The following is a 24,844-nucleotide window of genomic DNA, read 5'->3' on the forward strand; positions in this document are numbered from 1 at the left end:
TCCGGCGGTAAAGCGCCGTGCACCACCCTTGGGGCGGCCTCCCTCGCCGCCCGCCTAAGTCACGGCTGCCCGAGGGAGAAAAACGGCAATGGCACGTCCCATCACGCTCTTCACCGGCCAGTGGGCCGATCTACCCTTCGACGAGGTGTGCCGGCTCGCGTCCGAGTGGGGCTACGACGGGCTCGAGATCGCCTGCTGGGGTGACCACTTCGAGGTCGACCGGGCGCTCGCGGAGCCCGACTACGTCGACCGCAAGCGCGAACAGCTCGCCAAATACAACCTCAAGGTCTTCGCGATCTCGAACCACCTCGTCGGCCAGGCCGTCTGCGACCACCCGATCGACGAACGCCACCAGGACATCCTGCCCGCCGCCATCTGGGGCGACGGCGACCCCGAGGGCGTACGCCGGCGGGCCGCCGACCGGATGAAAGACACCGCCCGCGCCGCCGCGAAACTAGGTGTGAACACCGTCGTCGGCTTCACCGGCTCGTCGATCTGGCACACCGTCGCCATGTTCCCGCCGGTCCCGCCGGCCATGATCGAGCGCGGCTACCAGGACTTCGCCGACCGGTGGAACCCCATCCTCGACGTGTTCGACGAGGTCGGGGTGCGCTTCGCGCACGAGGTCCACCCCAGCGAGATCGCGTACGACTACTGGACCACCCGCCGCACCCTCGAAGCCATCGGCGACCGGCCGGCGTTCGGGCTGAACTGGGACCCGTCGCACTTCGTGTGGCAGGAGCTCGACCCGGTCAACTTCATCCTCGAGTTCAAGGACCGCATCTACCACGTCGACTGCAAGGACGCGAAGGTCCGCACCGGCGACGGCCGCCGTGGCCGGCTCAGCTCCCACCTGCCCTGGGCCGACCTGCGCCGCGGCTGGGACTTCGTCTCGACCGGCCACGGCGACGTGCCGTGGGAGGACTGCTTCCGCGCCCTGAACGCGATCGGCTACGACGGCCCGATCTCGATCGAGTGGGAGGACGCCGGCATGGACCGCCTGATCGGCGCGCCCGAGGCGCTGCAGTTCGTCCGGCGGCTCGCGTTCGACGCCCCGACGGCCGCGTTCGACGCCGCCTTCTCGTCGGCGTCCTGAGGTCGTACAAGAAGAAACCGCCCCGGACCTCGACGGCCCGGGGCGGTTCCCTATGAGAAATCAGTACGTCGAAGAGGACGTGCTGGTGGTCGACGTGCTGGGCGTGGTCACCGAGTCGGACGACTCCGACGTCACGTGCAGCTTCTCGCCCAGCTTCGACGACTGGAGCTTGTCCTTGCTCTCCGAGTAGAGCTTGTTGGCCTGCGCCTGGGCGACACCGGCGGCCTCTTGCACCGACGGGTGCTCCCACACCTTCTTCGCGTTGGCCCGGATCTCCTCGTACTTCTCCCGGCCGGCACGGCTGCCCAGGACGAAGCCCGCCGCGAGACCGGTGATGAACATCAGCTTTCCGCGCATGATGGCGGCTCCTTCCGTTCGTGACGCGCGCTTGCGTCGATGTGACCGTGCATACCCATCCTGCCGGTCGCGTATTCCTGATCGAGGCGATTCGCCCGGTAGCGGCGTGCCGGGGATCCCCTTCGCGCGTGCCCGTCATCGTCATGTACTCTGTTCCCCGGCGCCAGGAACGACGGGCGCCGGAGCACGATCCCCTGTAGCTCAATTGGCAGAGCAGCCGGCTGTTAACCGGCAGGTTATTGGTTCGAGTCCAATCGGGGGAGCGGCGAGTCCCGGGGTCTCCCCGTCCGCAAAACGCGCGGACCGGTGGGGCCCCGCCTCTGTATCTGCTCCGGGCCGAGCCCCGGAAACCCCACGGTGTCGTGGTCGCTGTGGGCTTGTTCGTTGCGGCTTTCTATCTTGGCGCGTTCTCTTTGGTGATGGTGTTCAGGGAACGGGCCATGGCTCGGTAGACGGGGTGGCCGCAGAGGACGCCCAAGGCCACGGCGAGCATGGAGGCCAGGGCGCTCAGCAGGTCCTGGGAGGCCTGGGCCTTGTCGGCGCCCAAAGCCTCGGTGACGCCGATCAGGCTCAGGGCGCCGGGTACCAGGAGCCAGAAGCCGGGCAGGAAGCTGACCAGGGCGGGCGGGCCCGAGGGCAGGCGTTCCACCAGGCAGGCGACCACGGTGAGGACCAGGGCGCCGACGAAACCGCTCAAGTATCCGCCTAGCAGGATGTTCCCGAAATACTGGCCTATCCAGGCCGCGTAGAGGACCAGACACAGCCAGCCCAGCGAGCGGCGCGGCGCGGAATGCACCAGATAGCTGCCTACGGCGACGACCAACGCGCCCAACCAGGGCGCCCACGGGCCGATCGAATGCTGAAAGGCCTCGGTCGGCGTCGCCACCTCGGGCAGGCCCACCGTCTGGGCCGCGCCCACGATGCCGAACGCCAGCAGCAGCAACTGGAGCACCCCGGTGACCAGGCGGCTGGCGCCGGTGACCATCTCGGCCGCCGAGATCTCCACCACACCCATCGTGAGCATGGCGCCGGGCAGGAAGGTCGCCAGCGGCGCCACCATGGCCCGCAGGTCGGCGTGGGCCCAGCCGGTGTCGGCCAGGAGGAAGGTCACGGCCGACACCGTGAAGGCGGCCGCCACCGGCATGATCATCTGGACGCTGACCCAGCGGGCGCCGACCAGCTTGAGGGCGCCCACCATGGCGCCGAAGATCACCGACAGGAGCAGGTCGCCCCAGGTGGGCTGCAGGACGAGGCAGATGCCGCCGGTCAGCACGGCGTACGAGCCGATCTGCAGGACCGGGCGGAACCGGGCCCGCATGGCGAGGATCTCCTCGATCCGGGCTATGCCGTCGGCCGGCTCCGGACGTCCCCGTTCGGCCTCCCGCAGCAGGTCGTAGACGGCGGCGGTCTGATCCAGGCGCAGACCCCCGCGCAACTGACGGGTGGGTTCGAGGGTGGCGGGCCGTCCGGGTTCCAAGGAGACGACCAGGTACGTCGGAAGCACGCTCACCCGGGCGTGCGGTGCGCCGTACGCGGTGGCGACGCTCCGCAACCCGTCCTCGATCCGGTTGACGGCCTCACCGGCGGCGGTCAGGGCGCTGCCCAGATAGAGCAGGAACTGTTGCAGATCCCGCCGCTCGTGCTCGATGTCCGCCATGACCGGCACGCTAGATCGCCGATCCGGTCCGGAAATCCTCCCGCGGGAGTGAGGTCACGCCGGATGGGTATGACACCAGCGGGTCGCGCTCACCGGCGTACGGCAAACGGAAGCGTGACCGAATCGCCTGCCCGGACCCAACGCCGCCGTTAGTCTTGGGCTTGCCTGGTTCGTCCCCTTGTGAGGTGCCCGTGTCGCAGCCAATTGAGGTGGACGTCGTCATCGTCGGCGGCGGTCTCGCCGGCCTCTCCGCAGCCCGCCGTCTTGATCGGGCCGGCGTGGAGTGGCTGCTGGTCGAGGCTTCGGACCGCATCGGCGGCCGCGTCACCACCGACACCGTCGACGGCTGGCACCTCGACCGCGGGTTTCAGATCCTGAACACGGCCTATCCGCGGGTGCCGGCCCTGGTCGACGTGGCCGCCCTGGACATGCGCTATTTCACGCCGGGCGTGCTGGTGCGCCGCGGGGGAGAGCTGCACCGGCTGGAGAACCCGGCCCGTGATCCGCTGGCCGCCGCGCAGGCGCTGACCTCCGGGGTGGGCACGCTCAGCGACCGGCTGAAGTTCGCGGCGCTGGCCACCCGGTGCGCGACGCTGCCCGCGGCCAAGCTGCTGGAAGCCCGCGAGACCACGACCCAGGAGTTCCTCCGCAAGGCGGGCATGTCCCACCGCATGATCGAAGAGGTGCTGCGGCCGTTCCTCTCGGGCGTCTTCGGCGACCGGTCACTGGACACGTCGAGCCACGTCTTCGCCATGATCCTGCGCTCGTTCGCCCGAGGCCGGATGGGCGTGCCGGCGGCCGGCATGGCGGCATTTCCCGCGGCGATCGCGGGCCCACTGCCGTACCCCCAGCTGTTGATCGGAGCCCGGACCCTGTCCATCGGCCCCGGCATGGTCGTCACCGAGGGCGGCCAGATCAACTGCCGCGCCGTGATCGTGGCGACGGACCCGCCCTCGGCGGCGGCCCTGCTGCCGGACAGGCTGCCGGTGCCGGACATGCACGGCCTGACGACGTTCTACTTCGGCGCCGACAAGGCCCCGCTGGACGAGCCGACACTGGTGCTGGACGGCGACCGCCGCGAGATCATCGCCAACACGGTGGTGGTGAGCAACGCGGCCCCCGAATACGCCCCGACGGGAAAGTCCCTGATCGCGGCCTCGGTGGTCGGCGTCTCGGCCCCGTCGAGCGCCTCGGAGGCGGTGATCAGGGTGGAGTTGTCCCGCCTGTACGGCACCCCGACCGACGACTGGGACCTGCTGGAAGTGATCAGCATCCCGAACGCCCTCCCGTCGGCCCGCGTCCCACAGGCCAACTTGCGCAAGCCGGTCGACCTGGGCGACGGCCTGTTCGTGGCCGGCGACCACCGCGACAGCCCGTCGATCCAGGGCGCACTGGCCGGCGGTTGGCGCACGGCCGGCGCGGTGTTGTCCTGGCTGGGCGCGGGCGTAGGAGCCGCCCGATGAGGCGGCGCTGCATAAGCTCGGGAGATCGCTGGCTGTGAACAGGGCCCACGGGTTAGGATCGCCGCCGGTAAGGGGCGGTAGCTCAGTGGGTTAGAGCAGGGGACTCATAATCCCTCGGTCGCGGGTTCGAGTCCCGCCCGCCCCACGGAACTGGCCTGGGGGCGACCCCCAGACCCCACGGTGTCGTGGTCACCCCGCGGCGATCCGGCGCCGGGCGGTGGATGGTTGGGCTTGGCCTGGCGGCCAGTTCAACTCAGCACGTGATGGGTGCTCACCCCGGTTCGGCGATTGAGGCGAGCTCGTAGTGCGGTCTCGTACGATGGGCGCATGAGCGCGGAGACCGTTGGCATGCACATGCCCGCCATGGTGACGCTCGACGACCTGGCGGCCATGAACGCCTCAGATCCGAACGGCCACCGATACGAGACCAGCCCCGAGGGAGTGCTGTCCGTCATGCCGCCCGCGGACTCGGAGCACGCGCAGATTGCCAGCCGGCTCTTCGCATGGCTGCTCATGGCTGGTTGGCCAGCCGAACAGATCCTCCAAGTCGCGGGCATCCGCGTTCCCGGAACCGGACGAGACGGTGGCCGGATCCCCGACCTCAGTGTGTGGAGCAAACCCCCGCCGCGGGGAGTCTGGCTGGCGGTCGCCGAACTCCTCCTCGCCATCGAGATCGTCTCGCCGGGCTCGGAGGCGATGGACGAGGTCACTAAGCGCCGCGAATATGCCACGGCGGGCATCCCCCAGTACTGGGTCGTCGATCGCGACGAGGCTCAAACAGTGACGCTGTATCAACTCTCCTCGAAATCCACTTACGCCGAACGCGCGAAGATGCCCCTGGCCTGGCTCCTGCAGACCAGCCCCAGCGATCACCTCGGCTGACGGGAGAGCGCTGCCCGTCGCGCTGTCGGGCCGGCGGTTCTCTATCCTGCGCGGGTGTCTTCGCTCAGTGATGCCGAGCTCGATGTCTTGGTCGCCGAGGCGGTTGTGGACTGCTATGACGAGCACGAGGAGCTCAGTGGCCTCTTCGCCATGATTGAGGGCGATCTGGCGATGCCGTTCGAGACCGAGGTTCTCGAGGTGCCGGTGGCCGTCCGGAAGGTGGATCTGCGTTCGTCGGGGATCGTAGCGATCTGCCACCGTGGCCGACTGCGGCAGGCGATCGGGATTCTGGACCTTCCGTTGCCGGATCCCGCGCCTCGCGGCGCGCGGTGAATCGAGGCGTACCGGTCGTGGGCGGCCAGCTCGTCAACGACTATCAATGGGGCGATCTGAAGGCCGATCCGGATCCACGAGCGTGAGGTGGCCGAACGCAGACATCGTGCGGAGGCGGCGGCCGCGGCCCGCGAGCAGCGTCTGGACGAGTCGGGGGTTGAGTATTGCCGGTGCCGGGGCTCACGGCGGCGAAAAGACGGTCGAGTGCGACCCGTCTGTCCTGCGCTGAAGCGTTGTAGCTGTGGCGGTATCGTGAGCGCTCGTGGCCGTTCGTATCGATGTTTCCGCGTTTCGTAGTTCGATCTCGGCGCAGCTGGTCACGGCCGCTGAGCAATTGTCGCGCGACGGCGGTGTCGGAGGCCTGGAAGCGGTTGGTGGCGGTGCTCGGGCGGTCGTCCGCGACAGCGGGATCCGATTCCAGCCGTGGGTGGGTGTGGTCGATCAGGCATTGATCGGGGACTGCGATTGCGAGGCCGGCTCTGGTGACGGCGATTTCTGCGCCCACGCCGTCGCGGTGGCGTTGTCCGCGTTCGAGGCGGGCGTCAGATTCTCTGCTGCGGGCAGGCCGCATGGTGCGGGCCCGATCGAGCCGGAGCAGACCGATTATCTGCGGGCCGTGCAGTCTCTCGGTCCGCGGCAGTTGACCGCCCTGGTGGTGGAGCAGGCTGTTCGGGATCGGCTGTTCGCGACCTTGCTGCTGGGAAAGGCAGGGATGCTTGCCCCGGTCGACGAATCGGCCCTGGCCGGCTTTCAGGCCGTCATCCGTGAGGCTGCGAACGCGACCACCGGAACCAGCTGGGAGATCGCCGATGTGGAGGAGGCCGGCCGTCGTCTGGTCGCCGAGGTCGAGATCTTGTGCGCACGTCCCGAGACGCCGGCCATGCTCGATCTGATCGAGCAGGCCATCGCGGTCTGGGACGAGCTGGCCGGTCATCTGCTGGATGCCTATTACGCGCGCCGTATCGATCCTGAGGAGATCAGCGAGCTTCTGGTCGGTGCGCACCGGGATCTGTGTGAGCGGCTCGACCTCGACCCGGAGGAGATCATCGAACGTCTCGAGCGGCTGCTCGACCGCTGCCATCACGACACCATCGACACAGCCGTGTATTCGGAGCTTCTCGGTGAGGCTGCGGGCGCAGTCGCTCGTTACCCGTATCGGTAGCCGGAGCGAACTCGAGCGGCGACTCGCGGTCAGAGTCCGCTCTCGCCTGCGGGAGCCGGCGGTGGTGAGATGCCCTGAAGGAGGTCGTCCAGTAGTACACCGAGGAGGCGCTCCTCCATCACCGATCGACCAGCATCGGTCATCGCCTCCGCCAACGAGGGATCCCAGGGGCTGGCTGCCGGGGCGCCGGTCAAGGGCAGACCGGTCGTGTCGGCATCGAGGTAGTCGGCACCGGACATACGCCACGGCACGGCGTCCGGGTAGCGGGCGAGAGCGGCGGCGGTCAGCCGGATACCGGTCCAGTCGAAATCGTTGCGCCATCGGATCACAGTGCCCGCCGGCCGGCTCGCCAGTAGCGTGTGGACTGCGGCCGAAGGCACTCCTTCGGTACAGATGAGCGGGGCCGTGGCATGTCCCGCCGCGGCTCGCAGCACGGCCGGGTTCTCGCACACGTAGACCGCCAGGACCGGCAGGGACAACGGGGCGAGTCGTAGCTGGTGCAGGGTCACACGGAACGGCACATGAGCCATCGCGGCCGAGGACAGCCAGTCACCGAGAACCCCGCCGGTGGCGGGCAGGTTGAGTACCAGGACCTGGCTGGCGAGGTCGTCGGGCACCACCCCGGCCATCTCCCAGAGCGCCCGTTCCTGTTCCGCTCCGGTCGGCGGCTTGACCTGGTGCCAGGCGGCCAGCGCCCGGAGCAGGAGTCCGCGCATCGGCCCCTCGGCAAGGGCCTTGGTGTCGCCGAGGACCCGTTCGGCGAAGACAGGCATCGGTTCGGCGCTGACCGGCAACGTGTCGAGTGCGGTCAGCACTCGGGAGAACGGCAGGTCGCTGCGGGCCATCCGGGTGAGCGTCCCGTCGCGGCGCAGGGTATCGATCCACTCCTCGAACCAGGGCCGGCCGGCGTGGCGGCTCGTGGCGGCCCGGGTGAGCATCTCCGCCCGCGCTTCGGCGAGGGCGGCACGCTCGGCGGGGCGATCCCGAAACGGGCCCACCGCCGACGCGAGATCGATGCTGTGGGCGTCCCGCAGGAAAATGTCGATCTCGGACAGGCGGAGGGTGACCCGGCTGACGCCGGCGGGTCGGTGCACGCCGGTCACCCCGATGACGACATGCCGTTCCGCCTCGTCCGGTGCGGCCAGGGAGATCGTCCCAGCGAGGCTGCCGCCGGTGCGCTCCAGACTGCGCCGGGCAGCGGCCAGCAGCCGCCGCCAGCCCGGATCGGTGGTGAGGTCAGGCATGTGACGCGACGGTACGGGTCGATGGCGAGCCCAGCGCCGCGGCGAGCGTCCCGTCGAAGTCGGCCACGTTCACGGCACCGTCCCACACCAGAAGCACCGTCGACACGGCGTGCTCGACCGTGGAGTGCGACAGGTCGTAGTGCGCGCACCCGGTCACCGCCGGATGGGTGGCCCACAGGTCGTACCCCGTCATGAACAGGTCGAGGTCGAACTGTTTGGCCAGCGACATCAACTCGCCGCGCCCGTTGTCGTCGACACCGGCGAACGCCTCGTCGAGCCCGAGCAACCGGGGCGCGTCCGGGCGGGCCGACCCGAACAGCGCGTTGGCCGCCGCGAACAGCGGCAGGTGCAGTGAGACCGACTGTTCACCACCGGAAAGCTGGCTGTGCCGGGCTCGGGTGAGCGGCTCACTGATACCGCCGGGCCGGTGCAGAGTGAAGGCGAAGACCCGCCATTGCCGGTAATCCAGCACCTCGGCCAGCAGTTCCCGGTAGGGCTTCTCCGGCGCCTGTGCCCGAGCCGACTTGATCCGGGCCGCGAAGTGGCGGCGCAGGGTGGTCAGCTGGCCGGGCCCTAGCCGCGCCGGGTCACGTTCCAGCAGCTTGCAGACGTCACGCTGCTCCGGGTCGAGATCGTCGGAGAGCCGCCAGCCCACCCCGACGGTCAGGCCGGACGACATCCGCCGGGCCCGCATCTGCTGGTCCATCGCGTCCACCAGGTCGCGGGCCTCGATCGTACGGCGGTGGATCTGCCCGGCCAGCTGGCCCAGCAGCGCGTCCTCGAAGACCCGCTGCTCGGCATCGGTGAGCAGTTGTTCCTGGTCGCGGCGCTCTCCGGCGATCCTTTCAGCGAAATGTGCCACCGGCGTCAGACCCTGTTCGTCGGCGACCCGCACGACGATGACACCCTCGTCGGTGTCCCATTCCGGCCGATGGTCGAGCCCGGCGGCCGGCAGCTGCGCCTGGAGGTCGGTGAGGGCACTGGTCAGCCGGGTCGCGCTCTGCTTCAGTGAGGTCTCGGTCGGGCTCAGTTCGCGGGTGGCGGTCAGGATCGCCTCGTGCAGCGCCACGACCGCCGGATCGAGATCGTCTTCTGTGGTGGCGGTGGCCGGCCACCGCAGTTGCGACGGGCAGCGGATCAGACCTAGAAGATCACTTTGGGCGTACGGGCGAAGTCGCACCGCCTCGCGCCGCGCCTCGACGATCGCCTCGTCCACGGACCGCTCGCCGACCTCGACCCGCGCCACCGCGCCGGCCCGGCTCTGCAACGCCGCGCTGTGGGCTGCCCGGGCTTGTTCGAGGGCCTGTTCCGCGCCGGTGACCGCCTCCTCGGTCTCGGCCACCTCGGCCAGCACCCGGGTCGCCTCGGCGCCGATGGCCGCGGACAGGGTGCGCAGTTCCTCGTCCTTCTCGGTGTGCCGGGCGTGCGCCGCCCGGGCCGCCTGATGGGCCGCCTCGGAGCGTTCCTCCGCCTCGGCATGCCGCTCGGCGGCCTCCCCGGCGAGCGCCTCGGCGCCGTCCGCGCTGTCGTGGGCGTGCCGCAGTTCCACTCCGAGCCGGTCGAAGCGGTCCAGCGCCGCAGCGGTCGAGTCGAGCCGATCCACCGGCAACGACCGGTCGGTGGCGGCCCGGCGCAGTCCGGTGCCGGCGGCGGCCTGGGCGGCCACGGCCGCGTCGAGCCGTCCCGCGGCATCGAGGGCCGCCTCACGGCGTACCCGGAGAAGGGTGGCGGCCCGGTCCAGTTCGCGTTCGGCGTGGGTGATCGCGGTCCGTCCCGGTAGCGCCGCGCCCGCCCGGTCCATCGCGGCCAGCATCTCCTGCCGGGACTCGCGCTCGGCTTCGACCTCGTTGATCTCCCGTTCGAGAGCGGCGATCCGGCGGTCGCAGTCGGCGATCCGTGCGGCCCGGCGCGCCGCGCGGGCGGTCGCCCCGATGTATTCACAACGATCCTTGGTGAACCAGCCGACGCCGGAGCCCTGGGCCCATCGTCCGTCGCCGCTCACTCCGGAAGGACCGGTGATGTCGCCGAGCGCGATGCCGCGGAGCACGGCCGTGATCCGTTCGGCGGGCACGAAGTCCTGGTCTTCGGGCACGAGCAGGTCGGCCAGCGTCCCGCCGGTCCGCTCGCCGGAGCGCAGGTAGGCGTCCTGCTCGTCGTCGTTCGCGGTCGGGTGCACCCAGGCGTCGAGCAGGCCGGCCGCGTGCAGGGCGGCCTCGATGCCGGCCGCCTCCGTCTCCGATGTCCCGTCGGCGAATCGGATGAGACGCCACAACGGCGCACCGGCCCGGTTCTCCCGCGAGGCCGGCCGGGTCGGCGACGGCGGCGGCGAGTCGTCATGCTCGGCCGCGATCAGCGCCCGCTCGTCCATCGCCTCCCGGCGTTCGGTGGCCAGCCGTCCGGATCGGGAGCCCAGCGTGGCCATCTCGTCCCGGATCGTGCCGGCCGGACCGGCCATCCGGTCGTGGTAGAGGTCCCGCAGCGAAGGGTCGTTCACCGCCTCGGCGAGACTGTCCGGCAGGTCGGAGACGCGGAGAGCGGCGAACAGTTCGGCGTGTTCGGTTCCCCAGACCCGCACCGCCTCGGCCGTCTGCTCGCGGGCTACGTCGAGGGCATCGCCGGCCCGCTCCTCCGCCCCGGTGGCGTCCTCCGCCGCGGCGCGGGCGGCACGGTCGGCTTCCACCGCCCGCACATGTTCGCGTTCCGTCTCGGCCAGCCGGTCCGCGAGTTCCCGGATCGCCCGCACGTCCGCACGGCGCGCCGCCGACCGGGAGGCAAGCCGTGTCGCCAGTCCGTCGGTGTCCGCATCGCCGGCCCGCCATTCGATGCCACCGTCCTCCGCCTCCGACATGAGTTCGGCCGTCAACCGGCCGGCCTTGGCCCGCGCGTCGTACAGCGCCGCGGCGGCCCGCTCGGACTCCGCCCGCCGTTTGCCGACGACGTCGCGCTCCGTGGCGACCTGCCGGTCGGCGCGGCGGGCCGCGTCCGCCAGGTCGTGCACATGCCGTTCCAAGTCGGCCAGTTGTTCGTGCGACCGGTACGCGGCCGAGCTCTTCAACCGGTCCAGATGCGCGCGCAGCCGGCCGGGCTCGCCCTCGACCGCGTGCAGCCGCTGCTCCGCCTCCGCCGACTGCCGGCGTGCCGCCTCGGCCTCGTCACGTGCGGCGGCCAGCGCCTCCCGGCGTACAGCCGCGTTGTCCCGGCGTGCGGTGAGCGCGTCGGCCGCGGCTCGCGCGTGGGTTCGCAGATAGGTGGCGTAGACGGCCAGGAAGGAGGTGGTCGCGGCATCAGCCGCGATCAGACCCTCGAGGGTACGGGCCACCGCCTCCATGTCGTCGAACGAGCGGGCCGCCTCCACCAGCAGATGGTCTTCCACCGGGCGCAGACCACGTTGCAGGGTGCGGGACAGCTCCACCGGGTTCAGGTCCTTCGCCAGCTGCGGCTTGCGCAGCGTCAGCACCAGGTCGAGCAGCTGCTCGTAACGGGCCGGGCCCAGTCCGAACAGCTTCGCGTCGACCAGGTGCCGGTACTCCTCGGCCGAGTCGCGCACCGCCTCCGCGCCGAGCCGGTCGATCAGGTCCCGCCGGGACACCGGCCGATCCTCGTCGTCCAGCAGCGACAGATCCACCCCGACCCTGCCGTCAGCGACGAAGTGCCAGCGGGTCACCCGATCGTTGTGTTTGTGGGCCCGCAACCCGACGCCGATCGTCACGAACCGGTCGCCGTCCGAGAATTCCATCCAGACGTACGCGTACGCCGTCTCCTGCCCTCGGTAGAGCAGGCTGGACTTCATCGTCCGGTCCTCGCCGGCGAACGGGTTCAACCGGCGCGGCTCGATCCGCCCGTCCAGCACGAACGGGAACAGCACTTCGAGAGCCTTCGTCTTGCCGGAGCCGTTCGGGCCGCGCAGCACGAGCCACCCGTCGACGAAAAGGAACTCCTCGTCGCGGTAGTCCCAGAGGTTGATGATGCCGGCGCGAGTGGGGGCGAAACGAGCCAAGACAGAGTCCTCGATCTAAAAGAGGGTGCGTTGTTTGACCTGGGCGACCGTACGGCGATAACGGCCGATCAACGGGCGGGCCAGCACTCCGCCGGGCACGGGGAGCACCGCACCGAACCGGGTGAGCAGCTCGATCGCCTCGGTCCGCAGTCGTTCCGGATCGGCGTGCCAGGCGGCACCGAAAGCCGGCCCGTACCGGTGCAGGATCTCCGCCGTCGCCTCCCGCAGGAAGCTTTCGGTGATCAGTGGAAGCCGCCGTTCCACGTCCTCCGCCGCCGTCGGCACGTCCGCCGTCGTCTCGCCGGCGCCCAAGCCCAGCGGGACACTCACCGGTAACCCGGAGTCGATCTGCGCGATCAGTTTCTCCCGAGCCTCCGCCGGATCCGGTACCGGAATGCGGCGCGTCTTGCGGCCGTCCGGGTCGGAAACCCGTTCCGCGATCGCCACCGCCAGCAGCACCGCCGCCTGCGCCACCGAGCCGGTACCCGGGAACCGCTCCGCCGACCAGCCGGCCGTGTCGACCAGCAGCACACCCTCGGCCCGCCGCTCCAGGCGCAGCCCGGTGAGCCGGTAAAGGTCGGCGGGCAGCGCCTGTCCGCGCAGATGGTTGCCGATCTCGGTGGAGACGTCGTCGTAGTAGACGACCGGCCGTTCCAGTACCGCGCGGCGGGCGGCCTGCGCGGCGGCCCGGCGCTCGGCGTTGCCGCTGTTGCTCAGCGAGCGGTCCAGCAGGGCGGTCACCGAGTCGATGTGCTGAAGCACCCGGGGCGGGCGGAACAACGCCAGCACGGCGTCACGGGCGACGTCGTACAGCGCCTCACCCGCGCCGGGATCACTCGCCCATGCCGCACTGGAGCCGTCGGCGAGCCGCAGCACACCCCGCTCCTCCAGCCAGGCGACCGCGTCGACGAAGGCCCGGCGGTCCGCGCCGGAGTCCGGGTCCAGCCCCAGGCCGGTGATCCGGCCGGCGTCGGCGGCCACCGCCTCGGCCAACTCGCTCAGCGTGATCTGAATGCCGGCCCGGCCCAACGTCGCCAGGCACAACGACAGATAGGCGTAACGCTGCCGGTCGAACGGGCGACCGGTCCGCGAAACCGCGGGCCGGTCCGTCTCCAGCCGGTCGGCGGCGCGGACCAACCGCGCGGTTGCCCCGTGCAACTCCAGCCGATACCCGAACGCCTCGGACAGGTCACTGCGCAACTCCGTGGCGAACCGGCGGATGCGTGGCAGCGCCTTCTCGTCCGGCCACGTCGCCGTGATCAGCGGATGCCGCAGCAGGATCCGGGCCGCGCGCTGGTAGTCGGCGAGTTCCAGATCGGAAACGTCAACGGCGAATCTCACACGGTCACCGCCTCTGTCCGGAGCGTGGCAGTGTGCGCGGCCGCAGTCACGGACAGGTCGAAGCCGTCGATGTGCAATCTGCCCGCTTCGGTGAGCACTGTGGTAAACCGTCCGGGGCAGGGGGCGAGCGTCAGGCGTACCCCGAATGCGGCGGCAGCCAGGGGAACCTCCCGCCGGCCCGCCTGCCGGGTCGCCAACGCGATGTCGAGAAGCCGGCGCAGCGCACCGGCCTGCGCTTCGGTGAGTGTCTCGGCGCCGATGAGGCCGGCGGCCGCCTCCGCCTGGCGGCGCTGCGCGGCCACCTGGCGCTCCCGCAACGCCCGGCGGGAGGACTCCGACCGTTCGATCCGGGCGATCCGCCCGTTGCCCTGGCCCGGCATCCGGCCGTGCTGCACGAGCGTCCGGGACAGCTCCACTGCGGGCGCCTCCCACCAGGACAGCCGTCCCGGGATCGCGTCCGGATCGGGGTAGGCCACTCCGACGTGCCGTGGCGCGCCCAACCCGAACACCACGTCGAAGACGGCGTGCGCGGCCTCGTCGGAGCCGGCGCCGGTGAACCAGGCCGCCAGGTGCCGCAACTGCGACTCCCGGCTTACCCCACCCCGGCGGGCCTCGGTGACTCGCCGCAGCAGGGCGAGCACGTCCCCGATCGCCGCCATCGTCGCGCCGGAGAGCCGGTCCGCCTCGCTGGGCCGGTCGTTTTCCGGCGCCAGCCAGGACCGCAGTCCGCTCCAGCGGCGGCGCCAGTCCTGGATCCGCTCGGCGGGCGTCGCGAAGAGCCGTTCGTCGGCCTCGGCCGCCGCCTCGATCATCCGTTCCAAACCGGTCGCCTCGACCTCGAGCACGGCCTCCCGCAGGCGTGGCGTGTACCGCTGGAGCTCGTCGTGGAAATCTCGTAGATGAGCGAGCAGCGCGTCCTTGTGGGTGAGGAAGACCTCTGGGCGTACATCATGGGTCCGCCTCAGGTCGCCGAGCATGTGATAGAAGCGGGCGGCGCGTTCCGCCACGTCGGCCAGCGCTCGATCCAGACGGTTGAGCTTGCGGTACACCTCCTCGGCGTCGCCGTCGGAGTTCGCCGTGGCCAGGGCTTTGAGGTCAGCCAGGAGGTCGGCGAAGACCAGCCGGGACAATGTGCTGTCGTCCAGTCCTGCTGCGAGAACGGACTCGACAGCGCGGTGGGTGCGGTAACCGGCCTCGGTGAATTGGTAGACCGAATGCCGATTGCGGTACTCGGCGAGCGTGGCGGCCCGGGTGCCGTCCTGGCCGCGGTCAAGCACGCCCCAGTCGACGAGCGCGTCCAACAGGCGGGGCAGGTCGAGCCCGGCCGGGTCGGGGCAGTCGTGGTGGATCTCTGAGAGAGCGGCCAGGGCCGCCTGCACGTCCGAGGTGTGCAGGACGACGTGATAACTGGACCGGGCGGCGTCGAAGGCCCGCAGGAGCCACAGATACGCGAGTCGATTGTCGGCGTTGACGTAGCTGAACAGCCGAAGGCGATCGTCGACCCCGAAATCGTCCAGCCCGAACGAGGTCCGTGGTTCCGGCATCCGGCCACGATACCGCCAGTGCTCGACCGGCTTCGGACACGGTGTGCGGACGATCACCCACCCGGACCCGCGCGTCCGACGCTCTGCGGGAACCGTGGTCGAGCTTACCGCCATCACGCTTCCGGCCGCGCTCGACGGCGGCGTGAGCTGGACAGATGCCCTGACAGCGGGTCACCGAAGATCGTCGTGGACTGGTTCGCATGGTGCAACGTCCGGCCCACGGAACTGGCCTGGGGGCGACCCCCAGACCCCACGGTGCGGTGGGCGCGCCAGTCGACTTGGCGACAGGCCGTCTTGGCTCGCCCTCGTCCGATGGCCGTTCACTGGACCAGATGCGCACCACCGAGGCGTCTCGCCATTGCTTGCGCCACCCCTGGGGAAGCCGGCGGTCTGTCGGCCCCTGCCGCCTTCTTGATGAGCCAGGCCTCGGGCCGCCGGCGGCAACGCAGGGGTCGCGAGTTCGTGCCTGATCGTCGGAATGCCGCCGTTCGGACCGGCCAAGCGCAGAAGTCCACCACGCTGACGCGTGCGCCGGGCACCCGGTTCGGACAACCGGCCTGAGCATCACATTAATGGTCGTCTCAGATTCGCTAGGTACGAAGTCGGCGTGAGGCAAACGAGGCAATCCGTCGGCGAAGGACCAGTGATGACAGTGAATGCGGCGCCGTCGGGGAAGCGCCGCCCGGGCTGTCAAGGTCCGTGGCGTCCACCAAGGCTCCGGCGACGGCGTATCCGGTCGCCGCCTGCGGGTCGCACCCCCGCACCAATGCCGGACCCGCCGTGGCCGGCCCGCACGTCACGCACGCCGGCGAGCGATCCCGGCCGGCAACACGCTCGGGTGCGGATCCGGGCGACAAGGCTCACCACACCACACAAACACGTGAAGAGAGAATGATATGAAGCCCATGGGACGTCGCAGCTTCCTGGCCGCCGCCACGGCGCTCGGTATCGGTGCCGGCGTGTCCTCGCATGCCATTGCCTCGGCAGCGAGCGACGACAAGAAGGCTCCGGACCAGAACGTTGACAAGACCGCGGAAATTTACCAGCGAGACCGGGACCTGCCCTTCATCGGCGCGGAGGAGACATTTTCGACTCCCGCGTTGTTGCAGCTGAACTCCATCAATGAGGATCATATAGCGTTCCTCGAGGAGATCGGTCTTGCGGATCTGGGCCGGCGCCGCATCGGCGATATGGACGCGGGGGGACTCGACGTTCAAATCCTCTCCGCTCATACACCGTCCGTGCAGAATGTCCCGGGTAAAAGGGGCATCGACCTTGCCTATCGTCTCAACCGGCAACTTGTAAACGGGCCGATCGCCAAATATCCGGGCCGCTTCAAGGCTTTTGCCACCTTGCCCTTGCAGAGCCCGGAGGCGGCGGCGGACGAACTGGAACGCTCGGTCCGGGAAGATGGCTTCTTGGGTGCACTGACCAACGGGCACATCACGAAGAAGTATCTCGACCATCCCGATTTCGAGCCTGTGCTGGCCCGTGCCGTTGCTCTCGACGTGCCGATCTACCTGCATCCCGGCTATCCCGCCGACGAGATCTTCGAGATCCTTTACAGCACTACGCGGTCTCAATACACCAAAGAGTTCCAGCCGTACATCTTCAGCGGGTCCGGATATGGCTGGCACCAAGAGGTGCTGACCCAGTGCATCCGGATGATCACCTACGGGGTCTTCGACAGGTTTCCCCAACTGAAGATCATCATCGGCCACATGGGCGAAGGTCTTCCCTTCTACTACGAGCGGATCGTCAATGACATGGGCGAGCCGACCGAAAGCTCGCTCAAGAAGCCCTTCGGCCAGTACTTCCAGGACAACTTCTGGATCACGACCAGCGCATTCCCCCAGACCGAGCTGCTCGAACTCCTGCTGAAGCAGGTAAGTGTGGATCGAGTGATGTTCGCAACCGACTACCCGTTCGCGGACATCAAGGCGCAGACCGACTGGTTCCGCGGAGTCGATCTGCCACGGGAGGACAAGGAGAAGATTGCGTTCCGAAATGCAGAGAAGCTGTTCAGAATGAAAGTGCCCGCGAAGTGAGGCGCCGGCGTATCCAGCAGTCGCGACTCTTGTGAGATCCCGAGCGCGCCGGCCCCGCCTGGTCGTCGACAGCGCCTTGCCCATGTCATTATTCCGGGGGCGCCCCCGGACCCCACGGTCGTCGGCTTGGAGGGTATGCGACTGTCGCGGGCGAGAATCTGGATGCTTCTGAATGGGGGATACGGATCTCTTTCAAGAAGGCCGGCCTGTCCGACAAGTCATCGCTGGCGAAGATCCGGGACGCCATCGAAGTGTCTGATCCCGTGCTCGTATCCGAAGAGACTTCGCTACGCCGCCGCCGATGGCTCGCGGACGGCTAGGGTGTCGTGATTCTCGTACACCGCGGTGGGAAGCGCTGAGCCGGCGAGATCCCGCACGGCTCGCGACCGTCGCCGCGTCCTCGACCAGATGGCCGCCGATGCCGAGGGCGGCGGCCTGTACGAGATCACCCTTGGCTCCCCGCCTTGCCGAAGCCTCCGCGTACCGGTCGGCCGAATCAAGCCCAGCCATCCGGCACCGAGGTTCTCGGGGTGCCTGGGGGATCGTGGCGCTCGCCCAGGGGCCGCCGCCGCGTTGCGGACCAACTGCCCTTATCGCGCTCGATAACAGTTTTTGGCGATTGATTTCTGAGTGTCTTTGAGCTGAAGGGGCAGATCCGTCGGCCCTTTGTTGCCGAGATATTGACGACTGGCGACGGGGAGGTAAAACTCCGGAAAGCGCTCTCTCCCCTTCGCCGTTCGTCTGTCCCCAACGGACGTACGGCGTTCCCCGCCCAGAGAAAGCAGGCTCATGACATCCCCACCGCCACGCCGACGCCGCGGAATGGTCGCGTTGAGCGCGATCGTCGCCGGCGCACTAGGCCTCACCGTCGTCACCGTTGCCGGTAATGCCAGCGCCGCCGAGGTTCCGCTGTCGCAGGGCAAGCCGGCCACCGCCTCGTCCGTCGAGAGTGCCGCCTATCCCGCCTCGGCCGCCGTCGACGGCAACGCCGGCACCCGCTGGTCCAGCACCTTCGCCGATCCGCAGTGGTTGCAGGTCGACCTCGGCAGCACCCAGACGATCAGCCGTGTCGTCCTGAACTGGGAGGCGGCGTACGCCTCGTCCTTCACCATCCAGACCTCGCCGAACGGCACCAGCTGGACCACCATCTCGCCGGCCACGGCGGGCAAGGCCGGCGAGCAGACCTTGAACGTCTCCGGCAGCGGCCGGTACGTGCGGATGAACGGCACCACCCGGGCCACACCGTACGGCTATTCGCTCTGGGAGTTCCAAGTCTTCGGCACCAGCGTCAGCCCGACCACGCCGACCCCCACCGGGCCGGCACTTCCGACCTCCGACACCCCCGACTTCGGCGCCAACGTACGGATCTTCGACCCGTCCACGCCGGCTTCGACCATCCAGTCGGCGGTGGACACGGCGTTCAACGCGCAGCTGCGCAGCCCGACCGCGCAGTTCGGCACCCAGCGTCACGTGTTCCTCTTCAAGCCCGGCACGTACGGGCGGGTGTGGGCCAACGTCGGCTTCTACACGACGGTCGCCGGCCTCGGTCTCAACCCCGACGACGTGACGATCAACGGCGCGGTCAACGTCGACTCCGGATGGAACTACGGCGACGAGAAGAACGCGACCCAGAACTTCTGGCGCAGCATGGAGAACCTGTCCATCGTGCCCGAGGGCGGCACCAACCGGTGGGCCGTCTCCCAGGCCGCCCCGATGCGCCGTGTGCACATCAAGGGCAACCTGACCTTGGCGCCCTCCAACCAGGACAACGGGCAGGGCTACTCCAGTGGCGGCTACCTGGCCGACTCCGTGGTCGACGGCGTCGTCTCCTCGGGTTCGCAGCAGCAGTGGTACACCCGCGACAGCCGGATCGCGCGCTGGGACGGCGGCGTCTGGAACATGGTCTTCTCCGGCGTGCAGGGCGCACCGGCCAACGCCTTCCCGAACCCGCCGCACACCACGCTGGCCACCACTCCCGTCACCCGGGAGAAGCCTTTCCTGTACGTCGACAGCGCCGGCCTCTACCGCGTCTTCGTGCCCGCCCTGCGGCGCAACTCCGCCGGCGCCAGCTGGCCGAACACCGCCGGCACCTCGATTCCGATGCGGGAGTTCTACGTCGCCAAGCCCGGTGACAGCGCCGCCCGCATCAACTCCGCTCTCGCACAGGGCCTGAACCTGTTCTTCACCCCCGGCACGTACGCCCTGAGCGAGACCATCCGGGTCACCCGCCCGAACACCGTGGTGACCGGCATCGGCTATCCGACCCTGATCCCGAGCAACGGGGTCGAGGCGCTGAACATCGCCGACGTCGACGGGGTCAAGGTCAGCGGCCTGACCTTCGACGCCGGAACGACGAACAGCCCGACGTTGATGAGCGTCGGCCGGGCCGGTGTCCACACCGACCACTCGGCCAACCCGATCAGCCTCCAGGACGTCTTCTTCCGCATCGGCAGCAGCGTCCAGGGCAAGGCCACCACCACCCTCGCCGTGCACAGCGACGACACGCTCATCGACCACATCTGGGCCTGGCGGGCCGACCACGGCGGCGCACCCACCGGCTGGACGGTGAACACCGGCGACACCGGCCTGATCGTGAACGGCGACGACGTCCTGGCGACGGGCCTGTTCGTCGAGCACTACCAGAAGTACGAGGTGATCTGGAACGGCAACCGCGGACGTACGATCTTCTTCCAGAACGAGAAGCCGTACGACGTACCGAACCAGGCGGCCTGGATCGGCCCCCGGGGCAACGGCTATGCCGCCTACAAGGTCGCCGACACCGTCACCGACCACGAACTCTGGGGCGGCGGCTCGTACGCCTACTTCAACGTCAACCCGAGCGTCCGGGTGGACCGCGCGTTCGAGGTGCCAAACCGTTCCGGCGTACGTCTCCGCAGCATCCTGACCGTCTCCCTGGGCGACGTCGGCACCATCGCCAACGTCGTCAACGACACCGGCGGCGCCGTCCCCAACCCGGCCGGCAACACCACACCGCGCCAGGTGGTGGCCTACCCCTGACCCGAAGGGCAACGTAAAGGCGGCGGCCACCAGTGCGACTGGCACTGGTGGCCGCTATCGGCCGGCGTTGGTGAGGTACGGGTCATCGGACAGCCATGTCGGGACGAGGCGGGTGCGGGTTTCGTAGTGCGCCGCCACGAGGACCCTGACGGTCCTGGTGACGTTGCGGGTCTCGTAGTGGGCCTTCACCCATGCGCGGTTCTTGCCGTACCGGCCTTTGACCCAGACCCTGGCCTTCTTGGTGACCGCTCTGGTGGTGTAGTGCGGCTTGACGTAAACCAGGTAGTGCTCGGCCGCGATGTCAGGGCGCTGCCAAACGGAGCGCAGGGTCCAGGGGCTGCACTCGGCGTGCCAGGTCTTCTTGCCGGCCACTGTCTTGTTGATTCGGAAGCACAGCGTGGCGGTCGTTGCCTCGTACGGGTCGACGCCGCTGTTGTCGCCGGTCATGGCGCGGTAGAGGTTGTAGGCCATCTTGGCGTAGCCGTGGTCGTTGGGGTGCAGGTTGTCGAACAGGGACAGGCCGCCGATCGACGACTGGTCGACCAGGTGGACCTTGGCGTCCTTGCCGGCCACGATGCCGGGGATCGTCCTGTTGTAGGCGGCGATCCGGCTCTTGTACGGCTCGATGTGACCCTGCACCAGCTGCTGCACGAAGATGTCGGCGTCCGGGCGGGCGTCCCGGATCTGGTCGATCAGCGCGGACAGCCCGGCCGCGGTGGCGCCGACGCTCCTGTTCTGGGCCATGTCGTTGGTGCCGATGTGCAGCAGGATCACTTCCGGCTCGTAGGTGGCCAGCCACGTTCCGACATTCGCGGCGATCTGGTCGACGCGCCAGCCGGGGTGGCCCTCGTTGTCGCGGTCCGTGCCCGCTGGGCCGGCCTGCTGGGAGCCGACGAAGTCGACGTCGATGCCCGCGGCGGCCAGGCGGTTCCCCAGGTCGGCGCGGTAGCCGCTGGCCGTGGGAGCGCCGGTTCGGTTGCCCACCCGGGAGTCCGCGGAGCCGCTGCCCCACGTGATCGAGTCGCCCAGCGGCATCACCTTGACCGGCGCCGTCGCGGCGGCGGCGGCGGGTGCGGGCGCGAACAGCGTGGCGGCCAGCAGGGCGGCGGCAAAGGCGCGGATGATCACGATCAACGCATCGGCCGGCTCGGGCGCCCGGTGGGTGCGGCGCGGGTGCTAGAGCGTAGCGAGGCGGCGGGCCAGGAATGTGCGTTCCGGGCCGTTTCCGGCCAGGGCCAGGGCTTGGTGGTACGCCTCCACGGCCTCCGCGGAACGGCCCAGCCGGCGCAGCAGGTCGCCCCGGGCCGCGGGCAGCAGGTGATATCCGGCCAGGCGGCGGTCCGCGGTCAGCGCGTCGAGCAGGGCGAGCCCGGCCGCCGGCCCGTCGACCATGGCCACGGCCACCGCCCGGTTGAGTTCGACCAGCGGTGAGGGCGCCACGGTGCGGAGCACGTCGTACAGGGCGACGATCTGCGGCCAGTCGGTGGTCGCCACCGTCGCCGCCTCGTCGTGCACCGCGGCTATCGCGGCCTGCAACGCGTACGGGCCGGGCCGGCCGCCGGTCAGCGCCTCGACCACGAGCCGGCGGCCTTCTTCGATCTTGGTGGTGTCCCAGCGGGAGCGGTCCTGGTCGTCGAGCAGCACCAGGTCGCCCCGCGTGTCCACCCGGGCGTCGCGACGGGCGTCGACCAGGAGCATGAGGGCGAGCAGGCCGGTCACCTCGCGCTGCCGGGGCATGAGGCGGTGCAGGATCCGGGCCAGCCGTACCGCCTCGTCGGCCAGTTCGGGCCTGGTGAGCGCCGGGCCGCTCGTGGCGGCGTACCCCTCGGTGAAAATCAGATAGATCACCCGGAGCACCGCGGGAAGGCGGGACGGCAGCTCGTCGGCCCGGGGCACGCGGAACGGGATCCGGGCCTCGCGGATCTTGCGTTTGGCGCGGACCAGGCGCTGGGCCATCGTGGCGTTCGGGGTGAGGAAGGCGCGGGCGACCTCCGGCGTGGTGAGCCCGCCCAGGCAGTTGAGCGTCAGCGCGGTCTGCGCCTCGATCGCCAGCGCCGGGTGGCAGCAGGTGAAGAAGAGGTGCAGCCGTTCGTCCGGCAGCTCGTCCGGGCCGGCCGACTCAGGTGGCGGCGGCTCGTACCGCTCCGCCTCCACCCGCAGCAGGGCCAGCTTGGCCGCGAGCACCTTGTCCCGGCGCAGCAGGTCGACCGCCCGGTGGCGGGCCGTGGTCAGCAGCCACGCCGCCGGGCGGTTCGGCACGCCGTCGCGGGGCCACCGCTGCAACGCGGCGGCGATGGCGTCCGCGGCGACCTCCTCGGCCAGGTCGAGGTCGCCGAGGGTACGGACGAGCGTGGCCAGCAGACGTCCCCACTCTTCGCGGAAGACCGCCTCGACCGCCGTACCCGCGGCGGCCATCTCAGGAGAATTCCATGATCGGGCGTACTTCGACCGACCCGTGCCGGGCGCCGGGGCACTTCGCCGCCCACTCGATCGCCGCGTCCAGGTCGGGCACGTCGATCAGGTAGTAGCCGCCCAGCACCTCCCGCGTCTCGGCGAACGGCCCGTCGGTGACGACGCGCTCACCGCCGTCCTTGACGCGCACCGTGGTGGCCGTCGTGCTGTCCTGCAGGGCCTCACCGCCCTGGCTGGCCCCGGCCTCGTTGATCGCGCTGGTGTACGCCCAGTACTCGTTCATCACCTTCTCGGCCTCGACCGGATCGGGCGCGGCGGTGGTCTCCTCGCTGTAGATCAGCAACAGGTAGCGCATGATGATCCCCTCACGTCGGATGGCTGCTTTCCACCATGACGACGATCGGGCCCGGCGTAATCGACAGTCCGTCCGAGAAATTCTGACGTGCCGAACGAGGACGCCGCGCTGTGTGCCGTCAGGCCTCGCGCAGGATCGTCAGCGCGGCGTGCGGGTCGGGCACGGTGATGAAGACGCGCCGGCCGCTGCGCAGGGTCAGCCGCAGGGCCGGGCCGGTGCGGACCGCGTAGTAGGTGTCGCGCGGTGTCCACCAGAAGCCGAGGGGCAGGCGCCACAGCGAGGACGGCAGGTCGATCACCTCGGCCCGCTCGATCTCGTCCAGGCGATAGGTGCGGCGCGGCCATCCGGCGACACCGCAGCGGACCGAGACGCCGTTGGGCCCGGCCGCCGTCCGGACGCTCAACCCGGTCAGGACGACGACGAGCAGGACCGCGGCCGGGAGCGCGGGACCCGCCGGGTCGAGCCAGCCGCCCCGCGACAGGCCACCGAGGAGCAGCAGGGGCGCCAGCAGGGCGACGCCGATGGCCGTCACCAGGGGCCAGTTGGCCAGCCGGCCGGTGTAGATCGAGTATCGGTTCATCACGTCAGCCTTTCGATGAGGCGAAGCAGGTCCTGCCGTCCGAGCCCGTGCCGGCGGGCCACGGCCACGAGCTCCTGGGCCGCCTCGGTCACCGGCGGCGGCTCGGTGACGGCCGAGGCGACCCGCGCCCCGCGGCCCCGGCGGAACTCGAGCACACCGTCGTCCCGCAGCCGCCGGTACGCGGCCAGCACCGTGTTGCGGTCGACGGACAGCGCCCCGGCCAGCTCGGCCGCCGGCGGCAGCTGCTCGCCGACCGCGAGCTCGCCCGAAGCCACACCCCGGCGAACGCACGCCTCGATCTGGGACGACAGCGGCTCCCGCGATGAATGATCAACTGTCCATCTCATGGTGCTAGTATTATTAGCACCATCGAGGGTGTGGCGCCAGGGCAAAATGAGGCGGCCACAAGCGCTCCATCCCGCTGACTCGCTGGTGGTGTCAGACCACCTTCACGACGCCCCGGACGCGGCCCGTGAACGCGTCGAGTGGCTGCACGGCGCCGACGAGCGGGGTCAGCCGGCCCGTGCGGACGCGTTCGGCCAGGTCGGCCAGGCGGGCTCGGTCGGGCTCGACGATGAAGAAGACGGCTCCGGGGAAGGGTTCGGCGATCGTGACCAGCGTGCCGCCCGGGCGTACCAAGGGAGCCGAGCGGGCCAGGACGTCACCGCCGAGCACGTCGAGAACCACGTCCACCTCGCCCGCCTGCTCCAGGGCGGCCGTTTCCAGGAACGTGTCCGCGCCGAAGCCGAGCGCCACGTCGCGGTGGGCGGGACGTCCCGTGGCGATCACCCGGGCGCCGGCCTCGTGGGCCAGCTGGACGGCGACCGAGCCGACACTGCCGGCCGCGCCGTGGATCAGGACCGTCTGGCCGGTTCGCAGGTGGCCGTGGTCGAACAGGCCCTGCCACGCGGTCAGGCCCGAGATGGGCAGCGCGGCCGCCACCGTGTGGTCGACGCCGGCCGGGAGCGGGGCCAGGTTGCGGGCCTCGACCGCGGTGTATTCGGCCAGGGTGCCGTTGCGGGCCCAGTCGGTCAGGCCGAACACCCGCTGGCCCACGGTCAGGCCGGTGGTGCCGGGCCCGAGCTCGGCCACCACGCCGGACAGGTCGTGCCCGGGGATGCTCGGCGCCCGGTCGCGGCCGGCGCGGTCCTTGAACGTCGCCGGCCAGTCAAGCTCGCCGGGGGTGTAGCCCGCCGCGTGGACGCGGACGATGACGTCGTTCTCGGCGGCGTACGGATACGGCATCTCGGTCAGCGAGAGGCCCGATTCGCGGTCGTGTGCGGTGATAGCTCGCATGTCAGCTCGGCCAGGGTGAGTTGAGGACGCGCTCGACGGTTGTCGTGCGCCGGGGGCCG

The 24,844-nt window shown here is 69.9% G+C and carries 19 protein-coding genes and 2 tRNA genes; 9 read left to right on the top strand and 12 right to left on the bottom strand.

The window, feature by feature from the left end:
- The first annotated feature begins 88 nt into the window (after positions 1–88).
- Positions 89–1,096 (top strand): sugar phosphate isomerase/epimerase family protein, encoded by a 1,008-nt coding sequence (locus ACQP2X_RS08035; protein ID WP_498695420.1) that lies wholly within the window; start codon positions 89–91, stop codon positions 1,094–1,096.
- Between the two features lie 60 nt (positions 1,097–1,156).
- Here the strand turns inward: ACQP2X_RS08035 and ACQP2X_RS08040 are convergent, their stop codons facing one another.
- The gene (locus ACQP2X_RS08040) at positions 1,157–1,453 is read right to left on the bottom strand and encodes a hypothetical protein (RefSeq protein ID WP_498695421.1); all 297 of its coding nucleotides are present in this window, start codon (positions 1,451–1,453) and stop codon (positions 1,157–1,159) included.
- A 190-nt stretch (positions 1,454–1,643) separates the two neighbouring features.
- Here ACQP2X_RS08040 and ACQP2X_RS08045 point away from each other — a divergent pair.
- Positions 1,644–1,716, top strand: a tRNA-Asn gene (locus tag ACQP2X_RS08045).
- Positions 1,717–1,847: 131 nt separating this feature from the next.
- Here the strand turns inward: ACQP2X_RS08045 and ACQP2X_RS08050 are convergent.
- Positions 1,848–3,110 carry a threonine/serine exporter family protein gene (locus tag ACQP2X_RS08050; protein ID WP_498695424.1) on the bottom strand — a complete coding sequence of 421 codons (1,263 nt, stop codon included), beginning with the start codon at positions 3,108–3,110 and terminating at the stop codon, positions 1,848–1,850.
- A gap of 191 nt (positions 3,111–3,301) precedes the next feature.
- Here ACQP2X_RS08050 and ACQP2X_RS08055 point away from each other — a divergent pair, with 191 nt between their 5' ends.
- From ACQP2X_RS08055 to ACQP2X_RS08075, 5 genes are all read left to right on the top strand, one after another.
- Complete coding sequence (locus ACQP2X_RS08055) at positions 3,302–4,573, top strand: NAD(P)/FAD-dependent oxidoreductase (RefSeq protein ID WP_498695426.1); 1,272 nt, start codon at positions 3,302–3,304, stop codon at positions 4,571–4,573.
- A 71-nt stretch (positions 4,574–4,644) separates the two neighbouring features.
- A tRNA-Ile gene (locus ACQP2X_RS08060) sits at positions 4,645–4,718 on the top strand.
- A gap of 182 nt (positions 4,719–4,900) precedes the next feature.
- On the top strand, positions 4,901–5,455 hold the full coding sequence (locus ACQP2X_RS08065) for a Uma2 family endonuclease (RefSeq protein WP_498695427.1): 555 nt from the start codon (positions 4,901–4,903) through the stop codon (positions 5,453–5,455).
- Positions 5,456–5,509: 54 nt separating this feature from the next.
- Positions 5,510–5,788 carry a hypothetical protein gene (locus ACQP2X_RS08070; protein WP_498695428.1) on the top strand — a complete coding sequence of 93 codons (279 nt, stop codon included), beginning with the start codon at positions 5,510–5,512 and terminating at the stop codon, positions 5,786–5,788.
- A 262-nt stretch (positions 5,789–6,050) separates the two neighbouring features.
- Complete coding sequence (locus ACQP2X_RS08075; protein ID WP_498695431.1) at positions 6,051–6,950, top strand: SWIM zinc finger family protein; 900 nt, start codon at positions 6,051–6,053, stop codon at positions 6,948–6,950.
- Positions 6,951–6,979: 29 nt separating this feature from the next.
- Here ACQP2X_RS08075 and ACQP2X_RS08080 read toward each other — a convergent pair whose 3' ends face one another.
- Genes ACQP2X_RS08080 through ACQP2X_RS08095 form a run of 4 tightly spaced genes read right to left on the bottom strand, consistent with a single transcriptional unit; the run spans position 6,980 to position 15,076 of the window.
- Positions 6,980–8,194 (bottom strand): TIGR02679 family protein, encoded by a 1,215-nt coding sequence (locus tag ACQP2X_RS08080; RefSeq protein ID WP_498695433.1) that lies wholly within the window; start codon positions 8,192–8,194, stop codon positions 6,980–6,982.
- Positions 8,187–12,191, bottom strand: a complete 4,005-nt coding sequence (locus tag ACQP2X_RS08085; RefSeq protein WP_498695434.1) for a TIGR02680 family protein — start codon at positions 12,189–12,191, stop codon at positions 8,187–8,189. Before ACQP2X_RS08085 ends, ACQP2X_RS08080 begins: the two co-directional genes overlap by 8 nt.
- A gap of 15 nt (positions 12,192–12,206) precedes the next feature.
- Complete coding sequence (locus ACQP2X_RS08090) at positions 12,207–13,532, bottom strand: DUF2398 family protein (protein WP_498695435.1); 1,326 nt, start codon at positions 13,530–13,532, stop codon at positions 12,207–12,209.
- Positions 13,529–15,076: a TIGR02677 family protein gene (locus ACQP2X_RS08095; RefSeq protein WP_498695436.1), complete on the bottom strand. Its 1,548-nt coding sequence runs from the start codon at positions 15,074–15,076 to the stop codon at positions 13,529–13,531. The genes ACQP2X_RS08090 and ACQP2X_RS08095 overlap by 4 nt, the downstream gene beginning before the upstream one ends.
- Before the next feature lie 896 nt (positions 15,077–15,972).
- On the opposite strand from ACQP2X_RS08095, the gene ACQP2X_RS08100 reads away from it, so the two are divergent.
- A complete protein-coding gene (locus ACQP2X_RS08100; protein ID WP_498695437.1) occupies positions 15,973–17,124 on the top strand; it encodes an amidohydrolase family protein in 1,152 nt (383 codons plus the stop codon).
- 822 nt (positions 17,125–17,946) lie between these two features.
- A complete protein-coding gene (locus ACQP2X_RS08105) occupies positions 17,947–20,142 on the top strand; it encodes a pectate lyase-like domain-containing protein (RefSeq protein WP_498700855.1) in 2,196 nt (731 codons plus the stop codon).
- Positions 20,143–20,196: 54 nt separating this feature from the next.
- Here ACQP2X_RS08105 and ACQP2X_RS08110 read toward each other — a convergent pair whose 3' ends face one another.
- The 6 genes from ACQP2X_RS08110 to ACQP2X_RS08135 all read right to left on the bottom strand — a co-directional run bounded on the left by ACQP2X_RS08110 (position 20,197) and on the right by ACQP2X_RS08135 (position 24,785).
- The gene (locus ACQP2X_RS08110; protein ID WP_498695438.1) at positions 20,197–21,270 is read right to left on the bottom strand and encodes an SGNH/GDSL hydrolase family protein; all 1,074 of its coding nucleotides are present in this window, start codon (positions 21,268–21,270) and stop codon (positions 20,197–20,199) included.
- A 48-nt stretch (positions 21,271–21,318) separates the two neighbouring features.
- On the bottom strand, positions 21,319–22,557 hold the full coding sequence (locus ACQP2X_RS08115; RefSeq protein ID WP_498695439.1) for an RNA polymerase sigma factor: 1,239 nt from the start codon (positions 22,555–22,557) through the stop codon (positions 21,319–21,321).
- Position 22,558: 1 nt separating this feature from the next.
- Positions 22,559–22,909, bottom strand: coding sequence for a YciI family protein (locus ACQP2X_RS08120; RefSeq protein ID WP_498695440.1), 351 nt, complete (start codon positions 22,907–22,909; stop codon positions 22,559–22,561).
- A 118-nt stretch (positions 22,910–23,027) separates the two neighbouring features.
- Positions 23,028–23,489, bottom strand: coding sequence for a hypothetical protein (locus ACQP2X_RS08125; RefSeq protein WP_498695441.1), 462 nt, complete (start codon positions 23,487–23,489; stop codon positions 23,028–23,030).
- Positions 23,489–23,836, bottom strand: a complete 348-nt coding sequence (locus tag ACQP2X_RS08130; RefSeq protein WP_498695443.1) for a GntR family transcriptional regulator — start codon at positions 23,834–23,836, stop codon at positions 23,489–23,491. Before ACQP2X_RS08130 ends, ACQP2X_RS08125 begins: the two co-directional genes overlap by 1 nt.
- A gap of 91 nt (positions 23,837–23,927) precedes the next feature.
- On the bottom strand, positions 23,928–24,785 hold the full coding sequence (locus tag ACQP2X_RS08135) for an NADP-dependent oxidoreductase (protein WP_498695444.1): 858 nt from the start codon (positions 24,783–24,785) through the stop codon (positions 23,928–23,930).
- Between the last annotated feature and the right edge of the window lie 59 nt (positions 24,786–24,844).

Origin of the sequence: Actinoplanes sp. CA-131856, assembly GCF_050956135.1 — a bacterium.
Taxonomy (GTDB): domain Bacteria; phylum Actinomycetota; class Actinomycetes; order Mycobacteriales; family Micromonosporaceae; genus Actinoplanes.